Below are 25,239 nucleotides of genomic sequence, written 5' to 3'. Positions count from 1 at the left end.
ATTGTTTTATTCGGTATTTGGCTTTTGTAAATACCATCAGTGATCCTTCAAAGTCTTTAATAGCGATTTTTGCCAAGATATTTGATTCAAGTGTAGATCAAGTGAAATAAAAATTTAGACAATAAAAAAGCTTTTGCTCATTGAAGCCCCTATGAGTTTAAAAATAAATAAGTAATTGATTTTTTAATTGATCCTTTTTTCTTTGTAAGAAATATCAGTGCCCTATTCATAGAAAAACCCAGCCTAATTTTTAATCAATATGGCTGGGTTTATTCAATTTAGAACTTTAATGGTAAGTTTAAAACTATATTGTTTAAACATACCAGTTGTACGAGAGTACTTTATTTACTCTCATACAGCAGTTTTCACTGGCCTTTTACTCTTATTCGACAGTTACGCTTTTGGCGAGATTTCGAGGTTGGTCAACATCGGTTCCGCGTAATACCGCAACATGATAAGACAACAGTTGTACTGGAATACTATAAACAATCGGCGCTAAAATAGGACTAATACTTGGGATATGCACCACATGTTGACGATCTTTTTCTTTAATCCCGCTGTTTTCATCGGCGAATACGAATAACTCACCACCACGTGCTTGAACTTCTTCCATATTGGATTTGAGTTTATCCAACATCTCATCTTGTGGAGCTAGAATGACCACAGGCATATCGTTATCGACTAAGGCCAGCGGACCATGTTTAAGCTCGCCTGCTGCATAACCTTCAGCATGAATATATGAAATTTCTTTTAGTTTCAATGCACCTTCTAGCGCAATTGGGAACTGTGTGCCACGACCCAAGAATAAACAATGCTGTTTTTCTACAAATAATTCAGACAAACGCAAAATATCTTTATCTTTTTGCAAACTGTCTAAAATCACTTTCGGGGTATGCCACAAGTCATTGATGATGGTTGTTATCTGTTCAAGCGCAATGCTTTGTTTCACTTGACCAATTTTTAATACCAACAACATCAGTGCTGCAAGTTGAGTCGTAAATGCTTTGGTTGAAGCGACCCCAATTTCTGGACCTGCCAAAGTCAATAAACTATGCTGGGTTTCGCGAACCATTGAAGATGTCGCAACATTACAAATAGTCAGTGTCGCAATATTTACATTTTTCGCCAGAGCACGTTTTTGCGTATCGCGGAGTGCTGCCAAGGTATCGGCTGTTTCGCCAGACTGTGAAATACATACATATAAGGTATTGTTTACAATCACAGGGGTGCGATAACGAAATTCACTGGCAATTTCGACCTGACAAGGAAGGTCAATCAGTTGTTCAAACCAGTATTTTGCAATCATTCCTGCGTGATAACTTGTTCCACAGGCAATAATTTGGATCTGTTGAATCCCATCAAAGTCAATAACGGCATCTTTTAAGAAATCTTCGCGTAAAGTATGACCATTGAGTGCTTGGGAAATGGTTTGCTGGATGGCTTCAGGCTGCTCATAAATTTCTTTGAGCATGTAATGTTTATATTCACCTTTAGATGCATTGCTGACGGTCGCATCTAATTCTTTAACAGGACGCTCAACCAACTGACCATTGACAAAAACTTCAATGGTGCTGCGAGTTAAACGTGCAATATCACCTTCTTCAAGATAAATAAAGCGATTGGTAATCGGAAGCAACGCCAATTGATCGGAACTAATAAAGTTCTCACCAATACCGACGCCAATCACCAAAGGTGAGCCTTCGCGCACTGTAATCAGTTCATCAGGATAGTCAGTATGTACAATGCCCAGTGCATAAGCACCTTTAAGTTGTGGAACCACTTGTTGTACTGCGCTTAAAAGGCTAGATGTCGTCTTCAAGGCATCATTAACCAAATGCGCGACGACTTCAGTATCAGTTTGTGACGTAAACACATAGCCTAATGCTTCTAAATCATCTTTCAGTTCTTGATAATTTTCGATAATGCCATTATGAACGACAGCCACAGTCCCTGAGATATGTGGATGGGCATTATTTTCTGTTGGCTTGCCATGTGTGGCCCAACGCGTATGTGCAATGCCTAATGAACCGATTAATTCAGCTTCATGAACCGCTTGTTCTAAATTAACAACTTTACCAACACGGCGTTCACGCAAGACTTGACCTTGGTTAATCAGCGCGACACCGGCTGAATCATAACCGCGGTATTCAAGGCGTTTAAGACCCTCGATTAAAATATCCGTAATACTACGTTCAGCAACGCCACCAACAATTCCGCACATATTTAAATCCTCTTATTTTTTCAGTTTTTGGGGGCGTTGATAATTTTCTTTAGCCACTTGTTTTGAGCGTTCAAAAGCGAGGCTATTTTCTGCCACATCACGCGTAATGACTGAGCCTGCACCTACAGTTGCGCCATGGCCAATATGAACAGGAGCAACAAGGGAACTATTTGAGCCGATAAACGCGGCATCGCCAATAATCGTTTTAAATTTATTCGCACCATCGTAGTTACAAGTAATGGTTCCTGCACCAATATTTGAACCGGCACCGATTTCTGCATCACCTAAATAACTAAAATGATTGGCTTTTGAGCCTATTCCAATGCTTGAGTTTTTGACTTCAACAAAGTTGCCGATATGAACATCATTGGCCAGTTTTGCACCGGGACGTAAGCGAGCAAATGGACCAATTTGGGCATCTGCACCCACCACGGCATTGTCGAAGATGCTATAGGGTTGAACTTTAGTACCCGCTGCAATTTTGGTGTTTTTAATGATGCAGCCAGCGCCAATTTCGACATGATCACCTAGTTCGCAATCGCCTTCGATAATCACATTAATATCAATCCGAACATCTTGACCGACGGTTAAATGACCACGTAAGTCAAAACGAGAAGGATCAATTAAATGCACGCCTTGTTGCATGAGTTTTTTGGCTTGATCTTGTTGGAATTCACGTTCAAGCGCTGCAAGTTGAATGCGGTCGTTCACGCCTTCTACTTCAAATGCAAGCGTTGGTTCAACCGAGGCAACGTCTAAACCATCAGCAATGGCCATCGCAATAATATCAGTTAGATAATATTCGCCTTGCGCATTTTCATTGGACAATTGGGGCAGCCATTGATGTAACTTAGCATTATTGACGCAGTAAATTCCTGTATTAAATTCTTTAATTTGACGTTGTTCATCATTGGCATCTTTATGCTCTACAATGGCTTGAATTTGACCATTTTTACGCACAATACGACCATAACCGGTTGCATCATCTACAGTTAAAGTGACAATACCAATCCCTGTTTGTGTGGATGCATCAAGTAAGCGTTGTAAGGTATCTTGTGTCACACAAGGCACATCACCAGACAAAATTAAAGAAACGCCGTCTTGAGGTAATACTGGTAGGGTCATTTTTACCGCATGCCCAGTACCCAGTTGTTCAGCTTGTTCGACCCACTGTACATTTTCTTCGGAGAATGCTTGTTGGACCAATGGGCCACCATGACCAAAAATAGTAATAATATTTTTTGCATTGAGTTTTTTTGCAGTTTCGATCACATGTTTAAGTAAAGGACGTCCTGCAAGGGGTTGTAATACTTTGGGTAAAGTTGAACGCATACGTGTTCCTTTACCTGCAGCAAGAATAATAACGCTAGTAGACATGTATAATCCTACGAATTTAGCTTAAGCCATTATAAAATATAAATAAATACAAATACATAACGCAGCCCAAAGACCAGCTATAATGTCATCAAACATGATGCCAAAACCGCCATGTATCTGTCGGTCAATCATACGAATAGGCCAAGGTTTCCAAATATCAAACAAACGAAATAAGGCAAATCCAATCACGACCCAAACCCAATTGATCATCCCCAAATAGAGGAGGGGTAAAAAAGTAATCGATTGTCCAGCAAATTCATCCCAAACAATACGGCCATCATCATGAACGCCCATCACTTTAGCGGTTTGTCCGCAAATATAAATACCTAAAAGTGACATTAAAATAATGGCCAGCAAGGTATTGAAAAACCCTATAGCCAGCCAAAAAGGAATAAACAATAAAGCAAAAGCAGAACCAAAGGTGCCTGGTGCTTTGGGTATAAGTCCAGAGCCAAACCCCACTCCACAAAACACAATACAGCGGTTGAGCCAAGACATGTTTTTAAAATTGATTGGGGGGTTATGCAAAGTGTTGGTATCCATTAAATTGCAGTAAATGATCTACGCCATTCTGCACAAAAGTTAAAGCGCTTTGTTGGGTAATTTGTCCAATATTGGTAATGTTGACATCACTTTGTTGTTGCAAAAGTTTTTTATAATTTTGCGGATTGATTGTAAAACATAATTCATAGTCATCGCCACCCGCTAAAGCGTGCTGCCATTGTTTTTCTTGAGGTAAAATGCGCAGTGTTTCGCTGATTGGGAGTTGGTCTAATTGAATTTGAGCACCCACTTGAGATGCTTTAAGAATATGACCTAAATCTTGGGCTAAGCCATCCGAGATATCAATCATACTGGAGGCCAAGCCTTTAAGTTGCTGACCTAAACTACAACGCGGAGTAGGATAATCCAATCTTTGTTGAAGTGGATGTCCTAAATTGTGTAAGGCATAGGCTGCATCCCCGAGCGTTCCGCTGACACAAATATAATCACCCACTTGTGCGCCTGAGCGAGTAATAGCGTGTCCAGTTTCTATCCAGCCGAGTGCAGTCACTGAAATAGTGAGATGTGGGCTTTGGGTGGTATCGCCACCAATTAAGCTAACCCCAAATTGATCGCAACAATCATATAAACCCTGACTAAAGCCTGTCAGCCAATCATGATCAATTTGGGCTAAACTCAATGCGAGTAAAATACTTTGCGGTTTTGCACCCATTGCAGCGATATCAGATAAATTCACAGCAACAGATTTCCAGCCAATCGCATGTGGGCTGGTATTAAGCGGGAAGTGTCGACCTGCAATCAAAGTATCGGTACAGATGACCAATTGTTGCTGAGGAGGAGGTGTGAGCACGGCTGAGTCATCACCCACACCTAAATCGACAATATTGACATCCGAAGATGCAATAGTCTGTCGATTAAAATAGTGATCAATGATGGAGAACTCAGCCATACAACAAATCTACTGTAACATTAGTCGGCTTGTTGCTTTTCTGCTGCCCGTAAATTGGTGGCTAAACGATCTAATACACCATTGATGTATTTATGACTGTCTGCACCACCAAAGTGTTTGGCAAGCTCAATCGACTCATCTAAAACGACGCGATATGGAATTTCAAGATGCTCTTTCAATTCATAGGCGCCTAGACGAAGTGCAGCGAGTTCAACGCCATCAAGTGCCTTAAGCTCACGATCAAGTACAGGAACTAAAAGTTCATCCAATACTTCATGATTGGCAACCACTTGAGTCAACAATTCATGATAATAACCGAGATCCACTTTGTGCATGGCATTTTCAACACGCGTACGTGCTTCAATTTCATGGACGGGATTGTGGCTCATCTGCCATTCATAAATTCCTTGTACAGCAAAGCGACGTGCTTTACGTTTCGCTGCATAAGTAGCTTGAAGTGTTTGCGACATGTGTTAAATAGCCTTTAACAAGTTAACCATTTCAATAGCAGTAAGGGCAGCTTCGCCACCTTTATTACCTGCTTTTGTTCCAGAGCGTTCAATCGCTTGTTCAATACTATCCGTAGTGAGTACACCATTAATAACAGGTAAGCCAGTATCCAGACCAACAACGCCTAAACCTTTGGCACATTCACCTGCTACAAAATCGAAGTGAGGCGTGCTTCCACGAATGACTGCGCCTAGCGCAATAATTGCATCGAAACGATCTGATGCAGCCAATTTTTTCGCGACAACAGGAAGTTCCCAAGCACCAGGTGCATGAACAACAGTAATATTATCTTCTGATACACCATGACGTTTCAATGTATCAATCGCACCTTCTAATAGATGTTCAACCACAAAACTATTAAAACGGCCGACTAAAATCGCGTAACGGCCTTCGCTCGCGAGATGTAACATACCTTCAATACGGCGAACTGCCATAGCAACCTCGATTATTTCTCTATTGTTTGATTTGCGGTGACATATTCCACCACTTCTAAGTTAAAGCCAGATAGGGCATTGAAACGTAATGGAGAGCTTAAAAGCTTCATTTTTTCCACACCTAAATCGCGTAAAATTTGTGCCCCAACGCCAATGGTTTGGTATTGCTGTGAAAGAGCCGCATTGGATTTGGTCGGTTTTGGCTTGGTTAAGCTTTCTAATGCTGGGCCTAAGTCTTGTAAATGACGTTGACCAATCCAAACCAGTACCCCACGGTCGCTGTTAGAGATTTCTTTCAGTGCTTTGTCTAAATTCCAAGCCGGTTCGCCATCTTGTTTATTGAGTTTCAATAAGTCACGAACTGGATTAAAGCCATGAACACGAACGGTGGTCACACCTTCTTTCGGCTGACCTTTAACCAAGGCCAAGTGAATATCAGGGTTGCCAAGTTCACGGTAACGTACTAGCTCGAAATTGCCATATTCAGTTTTAATTGTTTCTTGACCCAAACGTTCAACTGTTTGTTCATTGGTCATACGGTAGTGAATAAGGTCTGCAATAGTACCGATTTTCAAACCGTGTTTTTCTGCAAAAACTTCAAGGTCAGGGCGGCGCGCCATGGTGCCATCTTCATTAATGATTTCACAAATGACCGATGCAGGTTCAAGTCCTGCAATACGTGATAAATCACAACCTGCTTCAGTGTGACCAGCACGGTGTAAAACACCGCCAGGCTGTGCCATCAATGGAAAAATATGACCTGGCTGTACAATATCGGCTGGTTTAGCATGTGCAGCAACAGCAGTCTGAATCGTATGTGCACGTTCAGCAGCAGAGATACCTGTAGTAATCCCTTCAGCTGCTTCAATAGATAAGGTGAAGTTGGTCGCATGTTGTGCGCCATTGGCATCGACCATCAGCGGAAGATTGAGTTGCTGACAACGATCACGGCTTAAGGTTAAACACACCAAACCACGCGCATGCGTAATCATGAAGTTGATATCTTCTGGACGCACATGGGTCGCGGCAATCACTAAATCGCCTTCATTTTCTCGATCTTCATCATCCATCAGGATGACCATTTTTCCTGCACGGATATCTGCTACAAGCTCTTCAACAGTATTGAGCGGCATCAACCTTCACCTTTTTGTGTCTCGAATGACATTTTAATTGCATTGATTGTGGCATATTCTAACGCTTTTTGACTTACTTTGCCTATGCTTATTGATTGGCCTAAACAGACCCTTGTTATACACAGGTATAGAATAGTTGAAAAGGGTCTTTTATTTTAAAATGGCGAGATGAAGTTTAATATTTAACTATTTGAAATACATCAATAATAAAAAATTTAAATCAAATATAAAAAATTGCTTTAACTTTGAACAGTTAATCGGGTTGGTTAAACACTATCAGCAGAAAAACACTATTAAGATATTTTACTGATAAGAAATATTCTATAAGCAGAATTAAGATTTTCTAAATTTAAAATAATCTTAATCAAAATATACAATTCGCTACTTTCTATATACGTCATGATTCACTTAGTACACCTTAAAGCCTCATAATCCTTACAGATTTTGAAGTTTCTTTTGCATAAACTGTTGTTTCTCTCTTCTATTTAATAGGTCATTAGAATGAATCATTTTAATACAACGGATATTAAAGAACATGCTTCAGTCATTGCCTCATGTGGTACAGAAGTAGGAAAAGTTGATCATTTAGAAGGACAAGATGCAATTAAATTGACTCGGAGTGATGATGAAAATAATGAACATCATGTCATTCCGTTAAGTTGGGTCAGTGAAGTCAAAGATGAACAGGTTATTTTGAATAAAAATTCAGAAGATGTTCGAAATGAATGGAAAACTTTGTAATGCTCTTAGGATCAGCCCACTTAGATCAATCAACCTGAGCAGACTTGCTGTTTAAATTTAACGCGTCGAACTAAAATAGCGTTGATATTGCATTGAAAATGCCAGTTGAATGAACTGGCATTTTTTATAATTTAACTCAAAATTTTAAGTACATAACTTCTGGTTTTTAAACGATGCTTTTTTAGGGTTTAACTAATTTTAGGGTTTAACTAATGATGGGGGATTTTGAGGCGTTAAATCGACAGGAGATAGACGCCAAATCTTATTACCCACATCATCCGCCACTAAAATAGCCCCTGAAATATCAACAGCTACGCCCACAGGTCGCCCAAAAGCCTTGCCATTCTCACTTAAAAAGCCAGTCAAGACATCTTGCGGTGGGCCAGCGGGTTGACCATGTTGAAACGGAATGAAAATCACTTTATAGCCACTATGCGGTTTCCGATTCCATGAACCATGCTGACCAATCAGCGCACCACCATGATATTGAGGCATTAATTTAGCATGATAAAATGCCAAGCCCAATGATGCAGTATGGTTGCCTAAAGCATAATCAGGCTTGACTGCACTTGCCACTTTTTCGGGATACTGTGGTTTTACGCGAGTGTCTACATGTTGCCCATAATAACTATAGGGCCAACCATAAAAAGCGCCTTCTTTGACTGACGTGAGATAATCGGGAACTAAATCGTTACCGATTTCATCACGCTCATTGACGACTGTCCACAATGCACCGCTTTGAGTTTGCCAAGCCATTCCGTTGGGATTACGTAGTCCAGTTGCAAATGGTTGTGCTGTACCTCTCGCAATATCATATTGCAGAATGAGTGCACGTCCCGTTTCTTTGTCTAGGCCATTTTCTGCCACGTTACTGTTTGAACCTACTGTGATATACAGTTGAGTTCCTGTTGGATTCGCAATCACATTCTTCGTCCAGTGATGGTTTAATGGACCACTGGGAAGATCCAAAACTTTGGTTCCGCTTGCGGTAATTTGAGTCGCATCCTGTTCATAAGGAAAGCGTAGCAGGGCATCGGTGTTCGCCACATACAGCATATTGCCCACTAAGCTCATACCAAACGGGGAGTTCAGGTTCTTTAAAAACACGGTTTTTTGCTCCGCAATACCATCCCCGTTGCGATCACGGAGTAAACTAATTCGGTTGGCACTGGGATGAGATGATCCTGCACGATTCATCACCAGTTTCATGATTTTGCCTTTAATTCCTTTGGTGTCATCAGGTTTTGGTGGTGCATCGGTTTCGGCGACCAAAACATCCCCATTCGGCAATACATATAACCAGCGTGGATGTTGAAGATCTGCTGCAAATGCTTGTACTTTTAAATGCGCAGCAGCAGTGGGCATCATTCCCTCAGGCCAGCCTTGGGCAGGTGCGATATTAACAGTGGGAAATAAATTCGCTTTGGGTTCAGGCAGATTGGGATTCGCGCCATAGCTGTCTAAAATAGAATGTTGAGAAGATTGTGCACATCCCGTTAAAGTCAATATGAGGGCAGAGCTTGCCATACACCGTAAAAATCGAGTAGACATTTATTATCTCCTATTTCTTTTTATGCTTATTTTAAAACGTAGGGCGATTGTAGATAGCTGAAACTGATAGGTGTTTAATCAGATTGTTATTGAAAGAATTTTTAATACATATTTTTGACGGTATAAAATTAAGTGTGTGAACAGGTATGAATATGTGGAGTACAACACCACTAGATTAGCATACAGGTGAGTAATAAAAGTTGTTTAAATGCCTATTTAAAATTTTGCGGAGAATAGCCCAAATGGCGTTTAAACATAGCGCTAAAAGCACTTGGACTGGCATAACCTAATGATGTGGCAATACGTGAAACAGCTTCGCCTTCTGCTAACTGGCTCAAGGCGAAAACAATATGCATATGCTGAATCCACCCGCGATAAGACAATCCAGTTTCTTTTCTGAATAATCTAATCAAGGTTCTTGAACTCGTTCCAATGGTATCGGACCATGTGTTTAAGTCTTTTACCTGATTTGGATGATGGATTAATTGTTCACAGATTAAAACTAAGCGTTTATCTCGAGGCCATGGAATGTCTACAGGAAAAGTAGAGGCTTGTTTAATTTCCTCAAAAATAAGCAGTTGTAAGGCTTTGTGTAAATCTTCGCCATACGGCGTTGCATGGTGTTGTATGAGGTCAAGTTGATTTAGTCTAAGCACTAATTCTCGCAGAAGATTGGTCATGCTCAGCAAAAAACATTGTGTGCCTAATATTTGTGCAGCCGTTTGCTCAACCAGAGCCGTACTTAAGCGCACGTCACTTAATGAAATGACACTATGTTCGACAAAGGCTGGAATCCATAAGGCACATTGGGTTGGAACAAGCCATACATGGTCTGCAGTATGAACACGAATTGAGCCTTGAGAGGCATACAATAATTGCGCACGATTATGGGAATGTGGCGCAATAACGCTACCATAATTGTATTTTGATCCCATTGAGATAATCAGTGGACTTATTGCTTTAGTATTAATAGTCATCTTATGTCCGTGAGTAAAATTGTCACTTATGCGATGATTTTTGGAATATACATGTAAATATGACAATCTATAATAAGTGCCATGAATGTTTTAAAGCAATAAGGCCTTACATGCAGTCCTCTTCTCAGATAAAGAAACAGCCTGAAATAAATGTTCCTGATCGAGTGCCGAAAATGATACCGCAGATTATTTTTGCTGTGGCTTTGGCACATTTACTGAATGATTTAATTCAAGCAGCATTGCCCGCGATTTATCCACTGTTAAAAGATAATTTTTCATTAAGTTTCACACAAATTGGTCTAATTTCATTGGTTTATCAGATTACTGCCTCTTTGTTGCAACCTTGGATTGGTTTATATACCGACAAATATCCTAAACCCTATTTATTGCCACTCGGCATGGTGGTGACCTTGCTGGGTATTGTGATGCTCGCTTTTTCGAGTAGTTTCTATATGTTGTTGGTTGCAGCCTCTTTGATTGGTGTAGGCTCATCGACTTTTCATCCTGAAGCCTCACGAGTTGCCCGAATGGCATCGGGAGGAAAGTTTGGTACAGCACAATCGACTTTCCAAGTGGGAGGCAATACAGGGTCGGCAATAGGCCCCTTATTGGCAGCCATTATTATTGTTCCCAATGGTCAAGCATCGGCAGCATGGTTAATTTTATTTGCTTTAATTGCGATTTGGGTTTTATTCAAAGTCAGTCAATGGACCATCCAGTATGCTAAAACTCAAATCAGTAAAACATCATCCAGCACAAGCTTTAAATTACACGGCAAGACCTTAGTACGCGCACTCAGCATTATTTCTATTTTGATGTTGGCTAAGTTTACTTACATTGCAAGTATCAGTAATTATTATACTTTTTATTTAATTGAAAAATTTCATCTTTCACTTCAAAGCGCACAATTATATTTATTTGCTTTTTTAGCCGCTGTTGCATTTGGGACATTCTTTGGTGGCCCGATTGGGGATCGTATAGGACGCAAAGCGGTTATTTGGATTTCATTTTTAGGCATGGCACCGTTCGCGATGTTAATGCCGTATGCAAATTTGTTCTGGACTTGTGTTTTGGCCATTATGTCAGGTTTAATTATGTCTTCTGCATTTTCTGCAATGGTGGTTTATGCACAAGAAGCAGTGCCTGGTCGGGTAGGGATGGTTGCGGGTCTAATGTTTGGTTTAATGTTTGGGGTAAGCGGAATAGCTGCAGCAGGCTTAGGGTACTTAGCGGATAAAAACGGCATAGAGTGGGTATTTGGACTGTGTTCTTATTTACCTTTACTCGGAATTTTTACTGTATTTTTACCCAATACTCAAAATAAAGTAAAGAATAGCGTGTCATGAGATGGATCAATTGCTAAAAAATAGATTTTAAAATCAATAATAAAAACCCTGATTCGAAGATCAGGGTTTTTTAAATGAGAGCTAGGAAAGAAGTTAAACTTTTATTCTCTGTAAACATGACCTGAGCATTTTGTGCTGAACTAAACAAAAACCTAATCGGCTATTTAAAGGTGTGTTGAATGTTCAGCTTAGATTTGAGTTGAAGAAAAAAATAGGCTTTGTCTATATTTGTTCATTGCTGCTTGTATTGGTAGCCCAAATACGCTGGATTGATATTAAGTTCACGCCATGTTCATCAGTTAAATACTAAACTGCTTAAAACCGTAATATCCATTCTCCTTTCACATAATGATAATTATAATTTGGGCCGTTAAAAGCAGCACTGTTGCTGTATCCGGCACTCATACGAAGAAATTGAGATCCCTGAATTGGACTTTGTAGATTCAATTCAAAAAGGCGAGTGGATTGACTTGCAGCATCATTGATTTTTTCACGTCCTAGACCCACAGTTAAACCGGTAGACCATCCAGCAAAGCGTTTACGCCAACCCAGTGCTAACATAGATTCTTCATAATCTTTTGGGTTGAAATACGCTCCACCGACATCTTCTTGACGACTCTGGTAAGTTCGGTAACGTCCCTGAATCGTCAGTCCTAAATCGAGTGAAGGTTGATAGATCAATTTAATTCGACCATGGTCACGTCGGTTATTATCTGAAAAAAATTGTGAGCCAGCTAAACCGACAACTGTGACGTGTTCACCTAAGCCTTGATCCATCGTAGCACCAACAAAGGTAAAAGAAGTTCCCTGATCCAGAGCAAGTTGTGTTTCTACCCAGTCACGATTCACAAATACTTCTAATGCTGTCTTTTCGGCTAGAGCTGTTCGATAACTACCATCAAGGGTTAATAACGTATGATCATTTTGATTGAATAAGCCAGCATCCAAAAACCAACCATTAGCAGTAGCGGACTCTATATCTCTTGCGATAAAAGATATTTTTTGCCCGTCTTCACTCCAATTATCGGCCTTATACTGATAAGCACTGGCACGTATACCAAGATAGTGATCGCCATTTTCATATTTGGGAAAAAATTCTGCCGATAACCTACGGGTTTGAAATCCCTCACTATCATCACTGAAAAAGAATTCTGTTCCAGCAGCTCGCTCTTGGGTTACCTGATTTTCATCTAATGCATTCGCAAAACTGCCTGTACTGATCACCATGAACAAGGGCATAACGATACAAAGCTTTAATTGTTTTATGTTCATTTAGTTCCCCATGTTTTTCGAGTTCTCAATACTTCATCCAAGTATCCAAGCACACTGGCAGGTTGTAATAAGAAGCTATAAGCAATAACGTAGATAAAAAAACCGCTAAAATTTTTACGCACTTTTAGATCCAAATCTTTAAACATTCGACGTTCAATCGAGTAATTGAGTAAACCCAAGAGGAAGGCCATAGGAAGCAAAGCCAAAGTCATAATGCCCACAATCCAATAATGCCCAAAACATGCCAATATTAATCCTGGTATAAAGCCAAAGGTAAATGCCAAATCCAGCCAAGGGAAAAGTAGATTCCAATAAATAAAGAAGGTTGAAAGCCGTGGTTTGATTAAAATGGAAGGATGCTTAATGAACGCTTCCATCATGCCGCGAGCCCAGCGTTGGCGTTGCTTAATAAAAACTTTGAGCGTTGTGGGCGCATTGGTAAAAAGACAAGCATCTTCGCAATGTCCGACTCTATATCCAGCATTGAGCAAAGCCCAAGTCAGCACAATATCTTCGCCTACACATTCAGGCCATCCACCGACTTCGATCAATGCAGCACGATCATAGATAGAGAAAGCCCCTTGTGCCACTAACGTACCTTGATACAGCGACTGCATACGTTTTGTTGCTGAAATTCCAAGAAAATAATCCCATTCTTGAGTTTTGGTCAGCAAGTTCACTCGAGAGTTACGGACTAAAATTTTACCTGCTACAGCTCGAGTATTGGATGGGTCTAGCAGATAGCGTTCTACAATATTAATCAGTGCAATATTATGCAGGTATGAATCTGCATCAATGGTGACCACCAGATCATGTTCAACCAGTTTAAATCCTTCATTCAAAGCATGTGCTTTACCCGCATTTTTTTCCAAATCTAGTAAAGTCAGCCAAGTAAACCGTTGTTGCAAAGCTTGAACAATCGCCGCTGTCTCATCCCGAGAGCCATCATTAATTACGATGACTTGTAATTCCCCCGGATAATTCTGATGGTCGATGCTGACCAACGTATCTCTAATTGAAGCAGCTTCATTATAAGCCGCAATCAAAATAGTGATGCCTGGATAAAATGAAAGCGATTGCCGAGGTGGTCTTCTATCCATTATTAAACTTAAAGCCGCGAAGGAATTCATAAATCCTGGAATAATCGCGATACCATAAATCAAAAAAATAGCTGCAAACTGACCAATGTACATACTCAGGTCATGCATCCAGACTTGTGCAATCCAAATCGAAAACCAAGTCCATAGACAAGCACCCATCAAAGCGACAAAAAATTTTAACCGTACCGAAAAATAAAATCGAGATACTTTGTTGTCACTTTCAGTATGAATCATGATACTTTTCCACAAAGTATTGTCTTGTTAGTGCAAATTATAACCACAATTATGTTTAATAAAATCAGTTAAAATAAACTCCAGAGTTCCTTATTCTTAAGGTATTTAAAAAACAATAAAATCATAGATATGCATTATTTTCTTTTGAAGTACCTTTTATTTTTTATTATGGCTAAGTTTATGAATGAACACACATCGAATTTTAAAAGACTGAAACACGGCAAAGATATACTGTTTAGATGATAAGGAATAATTTAGGCGCTTGAATGATATTTAGATTATATTTGGCAGATATGTAAATGCAGTCATATCATTTAGGACAAAATATTAAGTTATAAAAAGATTAAAAAACCTGTGATAGGAGAATCAAAGGATTAATTTAAAACAGAGAAAGATTTAAAGATAAAATTCTGAAAAATGGGTCGGACGATCATTTTTAAAACTTTCGCGATCAGATTTAAGATTATTCCAAGTTTTCTCTGCTATTTTTTAAAGTTCAGTCAGTATGATGAAGGTCTTAACTATACTTAAAATAGATGATTCCTATTTTTGCTTGTTGTTAAAACCCAGATCATCAAACGATTTCTAAGACTGTGTTTTGAGTTCAGCAGATACGATCCCAAAACCAGCAATCCACTCACTGATTGCTTCATAACAATGCACTTTCATCTCGTATTCACCGAGTTCTGAGAATGCTGAAAATGCAGCTATCCATGAACGAACTTCTTGACCACCGCGTCCACCTTCATGACGAATATCCTCTTCGGTCATCGCTTCAAGTGCCGAAAAATCAGCATTTTTAAATTTTTCCAGTAAGGCCAGATCCCATTCTGGATTAAGTGGAATAGAAATGCTTTGATCACCGGCTGCCAAGCGTTGACCTACAGAAATAATTTTAGCCTGACGAGCAGCGCGTGACTCGAATGTTGGGTTACGACCACAAATTAAAAACTCTTCAACTTCAAGAGGAACAGAACCCATTTGAGGCGTAGGTGGATCATGTGAAAGTCCACCTGTTCCTAAAATTAATACCCGTTCATTTTCAAGATTTAATGATTGAATAAATTGTCCAACTGCACGACCAAGTGCGATCGTTCTTTTCGTGGTTGGCATGGGTGCTGCTGCACCATTAATAAAAATAGGAATGGTGGGATAACGATCAAGTTTACCATCACATAGAAAATGTAAGGGTTGAGTGACACCATGATCTGCCTGCATACGGTAGGAATAGGCGACATCCACACCTTCATCAAGGACTTTACGAACCAAATGAATTGCTGTGGCTTCAGGGACATCAATTTTGCCCGGCCCATAATCCCAATCACCTGCCGCAGTCGCACGTATACCTACACAGAAACTGGGCATTAAATCATAAAAGAAACCATTAAAATGATCTGGGCCAAAGCTAATAATTAAAGTTGGCTTATATGCTTTGACTTGTTCAGCCAATTCAGCAAAAGCTTTGCGTACTGTGTGTTCTTTCGTGCGATCTTGTGGTGAAGTAAATTCCATTAAAGGACTGTGAGAGGCACAAATGAGTTTAACAGGCATATTCCGATTCCTTGAGGAAGACAATCCCAAAAAATTGCTTTGAATGGTTTTTAAATAATAAGTATTTCCTTTATAAATACTTATTATTAAGAAGAGAGGTCTAAGATCTATTTTTATAGAAATGCTTAGACCCGTCTTTCAATATTGATCGCTTTGAATTCATCCTCATGAGCAAATGCTGTACTCATGAGGATTCAGATGTTGAGTGCAGTAAAAACAGATTAATTCACACCACGCGCCGTTAAATAATTTTTAATAACGGCATTAAATTCTTCGGCTTTTTCTACCTGAGACCAATGCCCACACTGACTAAAAATATGAGCATCGGCATGTGGGACAATATTCAAAATATCCCAAGTCCGTGAAACTGGAATAACGACATCTTGTGTGCCATGAATCAACAATACTGGAACAGTAATATTTTTCATTTTTTCGAAATCAAGGGGGAAATCAAAACGGTCGCGATCACGTGCACCAACCACATCCACCAAACGATCTGATGCATAGTCATTTTTAGCAGAATCAAAACGTACTTTGACCAACTCATCGGTAATCAAATCTTTGTTTACCACAAACATGGAAAGGGTGTTTTTGATACCTTCTTCTGTTAAAACTGGGTTTGCATGTGCTTTAAGTGCAGCCGTTTGTTTTGCACCGCCTGTACCCATAGAGATAATCCCAAGGACACGCTCAGGATAATCAAGCACCATCTGGAAAGCCAACCAACCTCCAAGTGAATTACCCACCACCCAAGTCTTTTCAATCCCTAAAGCATCTAAAGTACGAATAGCGTGATCAACCCAAGCCCGAATACCATAAGCCGTATTGGGCGCTACCACAGATTGGCCATACCCAATGGTATCAATTGCGATACAACGCGCTTGTTCAGCAATTTCAGGTAAGTTTAACCACCAGTTTGCAGCCGCAGAGACACCAGTACCTGAGCCATGTAAAAATAGAATAGGTGTACCTTGACCAATTTCGTGATAGTGGGTTAACTCACCTTCAGCAGTTTCAATCCATTTATCTTCTAAACCGAAGAATGAATCTGTTTGATATTCAGGGATTTGAACTGTGCTCATACCTACTCCTCGTATAGCTTTATATTGGTATGGTTATCTTTTTAGATAACCATCCTAAATTGACGTATTAAAATTTGATGGTCATAAGCTAGATAGTACAGGTTAAAATCAGGTAAATTGATACAAAATTATGATCGCACTAAACAAAAAAACGATCATATAAGTGATTGTTTTAATTTAAATTAAGTGGATGTTGGTGTGGTTTTTTTGACCACTTTAGCAATAAGTCTATGCTTTAAAATAGTGATCTTTTATGAAGTCACTGTGCTGATATTTTGAGTTAAAATTGATCAGGATCAAAGGTTGCGCCACGATACGTTTCAGTCTTTTTTTAGTTATAACTGGTATTGATCGGTATAGATTAAATACCTTAGCCTTGCCCTTGGATTTTACCTGATGGAATAGCGGGTGATCGAATGAAGTAATGATAAAAAGAGATAAATGACTATTTTATGGATTATTTTGATTTTGAAGTCATCCAATAATAATTTAAAGCTATATGTATGATAGAAATTTCATTTACTCAATCTAGTTCAATATTGATATTTAAATAATACCGATCCATATAAAAAAACTATTATTTATTGATCATTTATCTTTCTATAATTTTATATACATATGATTTTTATGAAAATAGAGGTTTGTCTAGTAGGTATGATATTTAAACCATTTACACTGCTGTATGCGTTGTAAATCATAATCAAGGATGAATGAAATGAAATTCAACAAAATCGCGCTAATGACATCATTATTAATTTCTACTCAGTTATTTGCGCAAAAGCCAAATGTGGTCATCATTTTGGCAGATGATTTGGGCTATTCCGATCTTGGTTCATTTGGTAGTGAAATCAAAACCCCTCATATCGACAGTCTGGCAAATCAAGGTACCCGCTTTACCAATTATCATACTCCGAGTACCTGTTCGCCTACACGTTCTGAGTTGATGTCGGGTACAGATCATCATCAAGCTGGGCTAGGTGCAATGGCAGAAACGATGCGGGCAGATGCAGCAAAATTTGATTTATCGCCTCGTCCACAGTTTTTAGGTAAACCCGGTTATGAAGGGTATTTAAATACGCGTTCAATGACCTTGCCTCAAGTATTAAAAGACAATGGTTATAAAACACTGATGGCGGGTAAATGGCATCTTGGATATACACCTGAGACGAATCCAGCAAAAAGAGGCTTCGATTTTTCTTATGCTTTATTGAATGGTGCCGACTCACACTTCAAAACACTTCCTGAAGGGATAGAACGTAAAACCATCTACACTGAAAATGGTCAGGTGACGGAATTACCTGATGACTTCTATTCAACCGACTTTTTCACGCAAAAAGTGATTGAATATATTGGTGATCATAAAAAAACAAGTCAACCTTTTTTTGCTTATGTTGCGCTGACGGCACCGCATTGGCCTCTGCAAGTGCCGACAAATTATTTGAATATGTATAAAGGGCAGTATGACCAAGGTTACGATGTCATTAAACAAAAGCGTTTAGAAAAAATGCTCAAGCTCAAGCTTATTAACTCTACAAAAACAGCCCATGTTGTGAGTAAAGAACTTGCGCCAATGAATTTAGACACGTGGAATAATCTAACGGCCGAACAGAAAAAAATCGAAGCACGTAAAATGGAAATCTATGCGGCACAGATTAAAAATATGGATGATAATGTTGGAAAACTCATTCAACATTTGAAAAAGATTAAACAATACGACAATACGCTATTCATTTTTATGTCAGATAATGGCGCAGAAGGTTTCTATCGCCCACTGCCAGGTTATGACAATAGTTATCATAATTTAGGTAAAACGAAATCTTATGAACTGATTGGCCCACGTTGGACCGAAGTGAGCAGTGCACCTTTTTCACTCTGGAAAGGAACCGCAGCTGAAGGCGGTGTGAGTGCACCAGCGATTGTGAAGCTTCCAAATAACAACACAGCGAAAGTAAGCAATAGCTTTGTGAATGTAAAAGATATTTTCCCGACTGTTCTGGAAATTACTCAATCCTCATTAAAACCAGCTTACCAAGATGCGACTCAATACAATCAGCTTTTGGGTAAATCATGGATGAGTTATCTGAAGGGTAAAACTAATTCTGTATATGGCGACAATTTTATCTATGCAGATGAATTGCATGGCGATGCCTATGTGCGTAACAAAAAATGGAAACTGACGCGTACCATTACTAAAAACCTAAGTGGCCCAGATTGGAAGTTATATGATCTAGAAAATGATCGTACAGAAACCACAGACCTGAGTACAAAACATCCTGAAATTGTAAAACAGCTTCAGCAAGAATATGTGAAATATACTCAACGGGTAGGTGTGCAAGATTTCGCAGAATAATTTCCCATCTCAAGCTTGATAAACAGGGAATGCTGTGGGGATATTTACAGTGAGTTTTTGAGAACATAGTTTTTCAAAAACTCAGCAAGCTAGAGATCTGGTTACGTTTGGAAGTATCAATGAATGCTGGTCATACTTCGGCTGACCTGTACTTTGAGGAAAATCCAAAACATTGGGCAAGGTTGAAATTGCCATGAGTTAAATTCTTTTGGATTTATATATGGGTGCTTGAAAATGAACGCCCTTCGATCAAAATAAGCTAAATGCTCGATCCAACAGAAGTGAATGTTGCTCAGTTTAAAATTTTCTTCGATACCACTGGCTAGCAAGGCTAAAAAATAGGGACGTAGTGCTATTTTTTAGCTTCAAACAGATGATCTGAGCATGATGTCTTGGTAGAAATTGTTGAAATGTATTATGAAACAACATGGATAAGATATTTTCTGCGCTGAATGAGCCGATTTATTCTGTTGCTGACGATATATTGGCTCTACCTATTCAAAAATGAGCTATTCCAAGGTTTGAATTTTTCATAGCTCAATATTGATGATGAGTCTAAATATGGTCGAAACTATAACGAAAATCGAATCTATACCAAGTATACCTTTAAATTTTAAACGCCTAAATAAAAGCAGCTGGACGCTCCAGCTTTTTTTATTTATTGGACACTCAAGAGTATGAAGAATAAATTTAGTGCCTTCGCATTAACGTTTTAAAAGACGATTTTGATTATTGGGTATGATTTTTCACGTGTAAAAAAGCATATATTTTGATTCAATCATGTTGAATGAAAGCATTCAAAAATAAAAAAGCACCCCAGAGGATGCTTTTTCAAAAATTGATTAAAAAATTAAGCGTGGAGCTGACGTGCTTTAGACATGGTCAAAGCTAAATCTTCAATCATATCTTCCTGACCACCCACCGTACCACGGCGACCCAATTCCATCAGAATTTCACGTGCAGATACACCATATTTTGCTTCAGCACGTTTCGCGAATAACAAGAACGATGAGTAAACGCCCGCATAACCTAAAGTGGCTGCATCACGGTCGGCACGGATTGGATTCAACATCATAGGAATCACAAGATCTTCAGCAACATCTTGAACTTTAAACAAATCAACCCCTGTATCCATCCCCATGCGATTCGCAACAGCAATGAATAACTCAAGTGGGGTATTGCCTGCGCCTGCACCTAAACCGGCAGAAGCCAAGTCAACACGTATCGCGCCTGCTTGAACTGCCGCTACGGTGTTGGCAACACCCATACCCAAGTTATGGTGACCATGAAAACCCAGCTCAATACTGGAATCAAGGCTGTCACGTAAACATGCGACGCGATCAGTCACATCTTGTGGCAGCATATAACCGGCAGAGTCCGTCACATAAATACAGTTCGCACCGTAAGACACCATTTTTTTGGCTTCTTCAAGCAATTGAGCAGGGGTTGCCATGTGCGCCAACATTAAGAAGCCCACAGTATCCATTTCTAATTTACGTGCAGCGGTAATATGTTGTTCGGAACAGTCTGCTTCTGTACAGTGCGTTGCCACACGAATGGTTGAAACACCAATTTCATGTGCCATTTTTAAATGGTCAACCGTACCAATCCCCGGTAAAAGAAGTGCCGAGACTTTCGCATTCTTCATCCGTGGCACAACCGCAGACAAGTATTGCTCATCTGTTGCCGCAGCAAAACCGTAGTTCACCGATGAACCACCAAGGCCGTCACCGTGTGTAACTTCAATTAAAGGTACGCCTGCATCATCAAGAGCAGTTGAAATTGCAATCATTTGCTCAACAGTCGTTTGATGGCGCTGTGGGTGCATACCATCACGCAAAGTCATATCATGAACAATAATCTTAGACATGTGGTTGCTCCTTATTTCGCTTCAGTGGTTGTTTGTTGTGCAATTAAACGCTCTGCAAACATTTCTGCAGTCCGTGCAGCTGCCGCTGTCATAATGTCGAGGTTACCGGCATATTTAGGCAAGTAATCTCCTAAACCTTCAACCTCTAAATACATAGAGACACGATTCTCATCAAAGACTGGACCATTGACCAGTTTATAACCTGGTACATATTTTTGAACTTCGAGGATCATTGCATGTACTGATTCAGTAATAGCAGCTTGATCGGGTTCACCTTCCACTAAGCAATGCACTGTGTCACGCATCATGAGGGGTGGTTCAGCAGGATTGATGATGATGATGGCTTTACCTGCTTTCGCACCGCCAACTTTCTCAATCGCACCCGCAGTGGTGCGGGTAAATTCATCAATATTTTTACGTGTACCCGGGCCTACAGATTTAGTCGATACCGTTGCGATAATTTCACCATAACTCACAGGCTGAACCCGTGAAACGGCTGCCACCATCGGAATCGTGGCTTGACCACCACAGGTCACCATGTTGACGTTTGGCAATTCACCCTGCTCAAGCAATGCGGCAAGATTGACTGGAGGTACACAAAATGGACCAATCGCAGCAGGCGTTAAGTCAATCATTTGTACGCCAAGTTCATTGAGCTTGCGGCTGTTTTCAGCATGTACATAGGCAGAGGTCGCATCAAAAGCAATTTGAATATTGTCTGCTAATACATGTGGCAATAAACCGTCTACACCATCGCTGGTTGTTTTTAAACCCATTTCCGCTGCACGAGCCAAACCCTCAGAAGTTGGATCAATGCCCACCATCCATACAGGTTCTAACCATTCACTGCGTTGTAGTTTGTAAAGCAAATCTGTACCAATGTTACCCGGGCCGATTAATGCACATTTAATCTTTTTCATGAGTGTACTCTCTTAAAATTCCATTTATTCAGCGGCAAATAGGGCGGTTACTGATCCAAAACCGTCAATTTCAACTTTAAATTCATCACCAGGATGTGCGACCACCATTGGTCCGAGCGCGCCTGTAAGAATGATGTCACCCGCAAGTAAAGGACGACCACGTTTGACCATTTCATCGGCTAACCACACTGCTGCGTTTAATGGGTTGGCTAAACATGCTTTGCCTACACCTTGAGACACGACTTCTTCGCCACGTGTCATTACCATTTTGCAGTTTACAAGGTCTAAATTTTCTAGTTTTACAGGCTTTGAACCTAAAATGAAGGCGGCAGAAGAGGCGTTATCTGCCACAGTATCAATGAGTGAGATTTTCCAGTTTTCGATACGACTATCGACAATTTCAACGGCTGGTAATGCATAAGCTGTTGCGTTGATAATGTCAGCATAGCTATGTTTTTGTTGCGTTAAATCTTGATGAATCACTAAGGCGATTTCTGCTTCAACTTTGGGTTGAATCAATAACCCTGCTGGAATCGCTTCACCATCGCCATAGGCCATGTCCGCAAATAACATTCCAAAATCAGGCGAATCGACACCTAATTGCTTTTGTACTGCCACTGAAGTCAAGCCAATTTTACGACCCACTAAGCGACGCCCTTGGTCTAAGGCACGTTGCGTGTTAATTTCCTGAACGGCATAGGCAATATCTAAATCAGCACGTTCACCGCCTAATTGTGGGCGAATCGGTGAAATCGGAGTTTGTGACAATTCAGCAGAGCGTAAAGCTTGTGCAACTGATTCAACACTCGTTTCAACAACAGCAGAATTTGGCATCACTGTTTCCTTAAATTATAAAAATTAAATTTATACCGTTATTGATGGATACATTTTGAACACTCAATGAGGTTGCTCACTTGATAGACCATTTGCAAATCGGTTCAATCCATTTGGGAAACGTGTATATAAAGACCCATTTAGCATCGGAAAAATATGTGATTTATACCAATACTTATTTTATTTTTTACAATAGTTAGAACTTATACATGGCCTGTTTAGTCGCACATTGAGCACAATTCCATTGAGAAATTCAGGGTAGAAACAAGCAATACCGTCTTCTTATATAATTTGTTTTTTGAATACAGACAGCGTCTACGACTATAAGCTAAGAAATAGCGATACTCTGACTTTGTTTGGATGAGATTGAAAAAGTGAGCATAAATTTAAGCTTCTCATTTTTATAATAAAAATATTAGTTGAAGAGATAATACTGTGTTGTTGCCTATTAAAAATTGATTGTATGCTATTTCAATATTGATAGAAAAAAATGATGAACAGATCATCAAAACAGATTTGTTTTAATTGATAAATATTTTATTTTTCAATTGCTTATATTTTAAATATTGAATGTCAGTCATTTCTCTTAACCTATATAACGACTATAGACTAGCTTGTTCAGACCTCCGTATTCACCGTTAATAGACTTAATTGTGACTGGAATGGATTTCGCTATGAGTACTAACCCAATTAATTATAAAACCCAAGTGGCAATTTTAGGTGCAGGCCCAGTGGGCTTAACGATTGCCAATTACTTAAGCAAGCAAGGCATTTCAGTCATTGTTGTAGAACAGTTGGCGAGTTTGATTGATTACCCACGTGCGATTGGGATTGATGATGAATCTTTACGTACCATCCAATCCCTCGGTTTAATTGAACAAGTTTTACCGCATACCACGCCAAATCATGCCATGCGTTTTTTAACCCCAAAAGGTCATTGTTTTGCCGATATTCAACCCATGACGCGTGAATTTGGTTGGCCACGTCGTAATGCTTTTATTCAGCCACAGGTGGATAAAGTTTTACTCGAAAATTTAAAAAACTATAAAACAGCCCAGATTTTATTTTCGCGTGATCTGACCCAATTTAGTCAAGATGCCGATGGCGTCACTTTAAATATTCAAACTGCAGACCAGCAAGCTGAAGTGATTCAGGCTCAATATTTGATTGCGTGTGATGGAGGAAACTCTATTGTTCGACGCACGTTAAATATTGGATTTGATGGTAAAACAGCGCCCAATCAGTGGATTGTGATTGATCTTGAAAATGATCCATTAGCCACGCCACATGTTTATTTGTGTTGTGATCCTGTGCGTCCCTATGTTTCTGCTGCTTTACCACACGGTATCCGCCGTTTCGAATTCATGGTCATGCCGGGTGAAACTCAAGAAGAACTCAGCAAGCCGGAAAATATTAATAAACTTCTTGCTAAAGTCCTTCCAAATACTGAAAACATTGAAGTGATTCGTCAACGTGTCTACACCCATAATGCCCGTATTGCGGATAAATTCCGTGTTGATCGAATTTTATTGGCAGGTGATGCGGCCCACATTATGCCAGTATGGCAAGGCCAAGGTTATAACAGTGGTATGCGTGATGCATTCAACCTTGCTTGGAAAATTGCGTTGGTGGTCGAAGGCAAATCGGGTCCTGAATTACTCGACTCTTATCAACTTGAACGAAAAGATCATGCCAAAGCCATGATCGATCTTTCGGTCATGGCGGGTCATGTACTTGCACCGCCTAAAGTCTGGCAAGGTTTTGTCCGTGATCGAATTGCTTACGCTTTAAATTACATTAAACCCATCAAACAATATTTATTGGAAATGCGCTTTAAACCGATGCCTAAATACGCAGATGGTGCCTTGGTCAAAGATAGCAATAAGCATTCACCTATTGGTAAGATGTTTATTCAGCCTCAAGTTAAACTAGACTCTGGTGAATCGGTTTTACTGGATGAAGTGATTGCAAATGATTTTGCAATTATTGCTTGGGGTGTTAACCCTAAATGGGGCATCAATGATGCAACCATGCAAAAATGGCAAACTCTCGGGGTGAAATTTATCCAAGTACTTCCAGCAATACAAATGGATAATCCGCAACGTAAAAAACTAGATGGCGTAATTACGATTGGAGATGTGGGGATAGATATTCGTACATGGTTTGGTAAAACCACCCAATCGATTGTGATTTTACGTCCTGATCGTTTTGTGGCAGCCTTAGCGATTCCGCAGACAGTAAATAGTATTAGCAATCAGTTATTTGAAAAACTGTATTCATAAT

At 39.7% G+C, this 25,239-nt stretch carries 20 protein-coding genes; 4 read left to right on the top strand and 16 right to left on the bottom strand.

The window, feature by feature from the left end; translation table 11 throughout:
- Positions 1–382: 382 nt before the first annotated feature.
- From glmS to ribBA, 7 genes are read right to left on the bottom strand one after another with little or no spacing between them, the layout of a single operon-like run.
- Positions 383–2,221, bottom strand: coding sequence for a glutamine--fructose-6-phosphate transaminase (isomerizing) (gene glmS / locus GA0116959_RS08900; protein ID WP_053579093.1), 1,839 nt, complete (start codon positions 2,219–2,221; stop codon positions 383–385).
- 12 nt (positions 2,222–2,233) lie between these two features.
- The gene (glmU, locus tag GA0116959_RS08895; protein WP_092720291.1) at positions 2,234–3,598 is read right to left on the bottom strand and encodes a bifunctional UDP-N-acetylglucosamine diphosphorylase/glucosamine-1-phosphate N-acetyltransferase GlmU; all 1,365 of its coding nucleotides are present in this window, start codon (positions 3,596–3,598) and stop codon (positions 2,234–2,236) included.
- 21 nt (positions 3,599–3,619) lie between these two features.
- Positions 3,620–4,141: a phosphatidylglycerophosphatase A family protein gene (locus GA0116959_RS08890; RefSeq protein ID WP_053579091.1), complete on the bottom strand. Its 522-nt coding sequence runs from the start codon at positions 4,139–4,141 to the stop codon at positions 3,620–3,622.
- Entirely contained in the window at positions 4,119–5,051 is a 933-nt protein-coding gene (gene thiL, locus GA0116959_RS08885; RefSeq protein ID WP_092720289.1) for a thiamine-phosphate kinase, read from the bottom strand. Before thiL ends, GA0116959_RS08890 begins: the two co-directional genes overlap by 23 nt.
- A gap of 20 nt (positions 5,052–5,071) precedes the next feature.
- Positions 5,072–5,521, bottom strand: coding sequence for a transcription antitermination factor NusB (gene nusB, locus GA0116959_RS08880; protein ID WP_053579089.1), 450 nt, complete (start codon positions 5,519–5,521; stop codon positions 5,072–5,074).
- 3 nt (positions 5,522–5,524) lie between these two features.
- Positions 5,525–5,995, bottom strand: coding sequence for a 6,7-dimethyl-8-ribityllumazine synthase (gene ribH / locus GA0116959_RS08875; RefSeq protein WP_004649641.1), 471 nt, complete (start codon positions 5,993–5,995; stop codon positions 5,525–5,527).
- Positions 5,996–6,006: 11 nt separating this feature from the next.
- Entirely contained in the window at positions 6,007–7,128 is a 1,122-nt protein-coding gene (gene ribBA / locus GA0116959_RS08870) for a bifunctional 3,4-dihydroxy-2-butanone-4-phosphate synthase/GTP cyclohydrolase II (protein ID WP_053579088.1), read from the bottom strand.
- A 501-nt stretch (positions 7,129–7,629) separates the two neighbouring features.
- Between ribBA and GA0116959_RS08865 the strand changes: the two genes are divergently transcribed.
- Positions 7,630–7,869, top strand: coding sequence for a DUF2171 domain-containing protein (locus tag GA0116959_RS08865; RefSeq protein WP_053579087.1), 240 nt, complete (start codon positions 7,630–7,632; stop codon positions 7,867–7,869).
- A gap of 198 nt (positions 7,870–8,067) precedes the next feature.
- Here GA0116959_RS08865 and GA0116959_RS08860 read toward each other — a convergent pair whose 3' ends face one another.
- Together GA0116959_RS08860 and GA0116959_RS08855 are read right to left on the bottom strand one after the other, a co-directional pair.
- Positions 8,068–9,420 carry a PQQ-dependent sugar dehydrogenase gene (locus GA0116959_RS08860; protein ID WP_092720287.1) on the bottom strand — a complete coding sequence of 451 codons (1,353 nt, stop codon included), beginning with the start codon at positions 9,418–9,420 and terminating at the stop codon, positions 8,068–8,070.
- A gap of 212 nt (positions 9,421–9,632) precedes the next feature.
- The gene (locus tag GA0116959_RS08855) at positions 9,633–10,397 is read right to left on the bottom strand and encodes an AraC family transcriptional regulator (RefSeq protein ID WP_092720286.1); all 765 of its coding nucleotides are present in this window, start codon (positions 10,395–10,397) and stop codon (positions 9,633–9,635) included.
- Positions 10,398–10,507: 110 nt separating this feature from the next.
- Here GA0116959_RS08855 and GA0116959_RS08850 point away from each other — a divergent pair, with 110 nt between their 5' ends.
- A complete protein-coding gene (locus tag GA0116959_RS08850; RefSeq protein ID WP_092720284.1) occupies positions 10,508–11,743 on the top strand; it encodes an MFS transporter in 1,236 nt (411 codons plus the stop codon).
- A 315-nt stretch (positions 11,744–12,058) separates the two neighbouring features.
- On the opposite strand, the gene GA0116959_RS08845 is transcribed toward GA0116959_RS08850, so the two are convergent.
- The 4 genes from GA0116959_RS08845 to GA0116959_RS08830 form a co-directional block, all read right to left on the bottom strand.
- Positions 12,059–13,015 carry a hypothetical protein gene (locus GA0116959_RS08845; protein ID WP_092720282.1) on the bottom strand — a complete coding sequence of 319 codons (957 nt, stop codon included), beginning with the start codon at positions 13,013–13,015 and terminating at the stop codon, positions 12,059–12,061.
- Complete coding sequence (locus tag GA0116959_RS08840) at positions 13,012–14,349, bottom strand: glycosyltransferase family 2 protein (protein WP_244878583.1); 1,338 nt, start codon at positions 14,347–14,349, stop codon at positions 13,012–13,014. The genes GA0116959_RS08845 and GA0116959_RS08840 overlap by 4 nt, the downstream gene beginning before the upstream one ends.
- A 585-nt stretch (positions 14,350–14,934) precedes the next feature.
- Positions 14,935–15,900 (bottom strand): 3-carboxyethylcatechol 2,3-dioxygenase, encoded by a 966-nt coding sequence (locus tag GA0116959_RS08835; protein WP_092720280.1) that lies wholly within the window; start codon positions 15,898–15,900, stop codon positions 14,935–14,937.
- Between the two features lie 221 nt (positions 15,901–16,121).
- Positions 16,122–16,982 (bottom strand): alpha/beta fold hydrolase, encoded by an 861-nt coding sequence (locus GA0116959_RS08830; protein ID WP_092720278.1) that lies wholly within the window; start codon positions 16,980–16,982, stop codon positions 16,122–16,124.
- Between the two features lie 715 nt (positions 16,983–17,697).
- On the opposite strand from GA0116959_RS08830, the gene GA0116959_RS08825 reads away from it, so the two are divergent.
- Positions 17,698–19,332, top strand: a complete 1,635-nt coding sequence (locus GA0116959_RS08825) for an arylsulfatase (RefSeq protein WP_092720276.1) — start codon at positions 17,698–17,700, stop codon at positions 19,330–19,332.
- An 850-nt stretch (positions 19,333–20,182) separates the two neighbouring features.
- On the opposite strand, the gene dmpG is transcribed toward GA0116959_RS08825, so the two are convergent.
- From dmpG to GA0116959_RS08810, 3 genes are read right to left on the bottom strand one after another with little or no spacing between them, the layout of a single operon-like run.
- Complete coding sequence (dmpG, locus tag GA0116959_RS08820) at positions 20,183–21,202, bottom strand: 4-hydroxy-2-oxovalerate aldolase (protein WP_092720274.1); 1,020 nt, start codon at positions 21,200–21,202, stop codon at positions 20,183–20,185.
- Between the two features lie 11 nt (positions 21,203–21,213).
- The gene (locus tag GA0116959_RS08815) at positions 21,214–22,122 is read right to left on the bottom strand and encodes an acetaldehyde dehydrogenase (acetylating) (RefSeq protein ID WP_092720272.1); all 909 of its coding nucleotides are present in this window, start codon (positions 22,120–22,122) and stop codon (positions 21,214–21,216) included.
- A gap of 24 nt (positions 22,123–22,146) precedes the next feature.
- Complete coding sequence (locus GA0116959_RS08810) at positions 22,147–22,956, bottom strand: 2-keto-4-pentenoate hydratase (protein ID WP_092720270.1); 810 nt, start codon at positions 22,954–22,956, stop codon at positions 22,147–22,149.
- A gap of 674 nt (positions 22,957–23,630) precedes the next feature.
- Here GA0116959_RS08810 and GA0116959_RS08805 point away from each other — a divergent pair.
- Complete coding sequence (locus tag GA0116959_RS08805) at positions 23,631–25,238, top strand: bifunctional 3-(3-hydroxy-phenyl)propionate/3-hydroxycinnamic acid hydroxylase (protein WP_092720267.1); 1,608 nt, start codon at positions 23,631–23,633, stop codon at positions 25,236–25,238.
- Position 25,239: the final 1 nt, after the last annotated feature.

The sequence above is a fragment of the Acinetobacter albensis genome (assembly GCF_900095025.1).
In the GTDB taxonomy this organism is placed as follows: domain Bacteria; phylum Pseudomonadota; class Gammaproteobacteria; order Pseudomonadales; family Moraxellaceae; genus Acinetobacter; species Acinetobacter albensis.
Note: the sequence above shows the minus strand (reverse complement) of the source record. Positions and strands in the feature narration are given on the sequence as shown.

Bases quoted from the DNA above. Each gene is read 5' to 3' on its own strand.
- glmS (WP_053579093.1), bottom strand. From the start codon at position 2,221: ATGTGCGGAATTGTTGGTGGCGTTGCTGAACGTAGTATTACGGATATT.
- glmU (WP_092720291.1), bottom strand. From the start codon at position 3,598: ATGTCTACTAGCGTTATTATTCTTGCTGCAGGTAAAGGAACACGTATG.
- GA0116959_RS08890 (WP_053579091.1), bottom strand. From the start codon at position 4,141: ATGGATACCAACACTTTGCATAACCCCCCAATCAATTTTAAAAACATG.
- thiL (WP_092720289.1), bottom strand. From the start codon at position 5,051: ATGGCTGAGTTCTCCATCATTGATCACTATTTTAATCGACAGACTATT.
- nusB (WP_053579089.1), bottom strand. From the start codon at position 5,521: ATGTCGCAAACACTTCAAGCTACTTATGCAGCGAAACGTAAAGCACGT.
- ribH (WP_004649641.1), bottom strand. From the start codon at position 5,995: ATGGCAGTTCGCCGTATTGAAGGTATGTTACATCTCGCGAGCGAAGGC.
- ribBA (WP_053579088.1), bottom strand. From the start codon at position 7,128: ATGCCGCTCAATACTGTTGAAGAGCTTGTAGCAGATATCCGTGCAGGA.
- GA0116959_RS08865 (WP_053579087.1), top strand. From the start codon at position 7,630: ATGAATCATTTTAATACAACGGATATTAAAGAACATGCTTCAGTCATT.
- GA0116959_RS08860 (WP_092720287.1), bottom strand. From the start codon at position 9,420: ATGTCTACTCGATTTTTACGGTGTATGGCAAGCTCTGCCCTCATATTG.
- GA0116959_RS08855 (WP_092720286.1), bottom strand. From the start codon at position 10,397: ATGACTATTAATACTAAAGCAATAAGTCCACTGATTATCTCAATGGGA.
- GA0116959_RS08850 (WP_092720284.1), top strand. From the start codon at position 10,508: ATGCAGTCCTCTTCTCAGATAAAGAAACAGCCTGAAATAAATGTTCCT.
- GA0116959_RS08845 (WP_092720282.1), bottom strand. From the start codon at position 13,015: ATGAACATAAAACAATTAAAGCTTTGTATCGTTATGCCCTTGTTCATG.
- GA0116959_RS08840 (WP_244878583.1), bottom strand. From the start codon at position 14,349: ATGATTCATACTGAAAGTGACAACAAAGTATCTCGATTTTATTTTTCG.
- GA0116959_RS08835 (WP_092720280.1), bottom strand. From the start codon at position 15,900: ATGCCTGTTAAACTCATTTGTGCCTCTCACAGTCCTTTAATGGAATTT.
- GA0116959_RS08830 (WP_092720278.1), bottom strand. From the start codon at position 16,982: ATGAGCACAGTTCAAATCCCTGAATATCAAACAGATTCATTCTTCGGT.
- GA0116959_RS08825 (WP_092720276.1), top strand. From the start codon at position 17,698: ATGAAATTCAACAAAATCGCGCTAATGACATCATTATTAATTTCTACT.
- dmpG (WP_092720274.1), bottom strand. From the start codon at position 21,202: ATGTCTAAGATTATTGTTCATGATATGACTTTGCGTGATGGTATGCAC.
- GA0116959_RS08815 (WP_092720272.1), bottom strand. From the start codon at position 22,122: ATGAAAAAGATTAAATGTGCATTAATCGGCCCGGGTAACATTGGTACA.
- GA0116959_RS08810 (WP_092720270.1), bottom strand. From the start codon at position 22,956: ATGCCAAATTCTGCTGTTGTTGAAACGAGTGTTGAATCAGTTGCACAA.
- GA0116959_RS08805 (WP_092720267.1), top strand. From the start codon at position 23,631: ATGAGTACTAACCCAATTAATTATAAAACCCAAGTGGCAATTTTAGGT.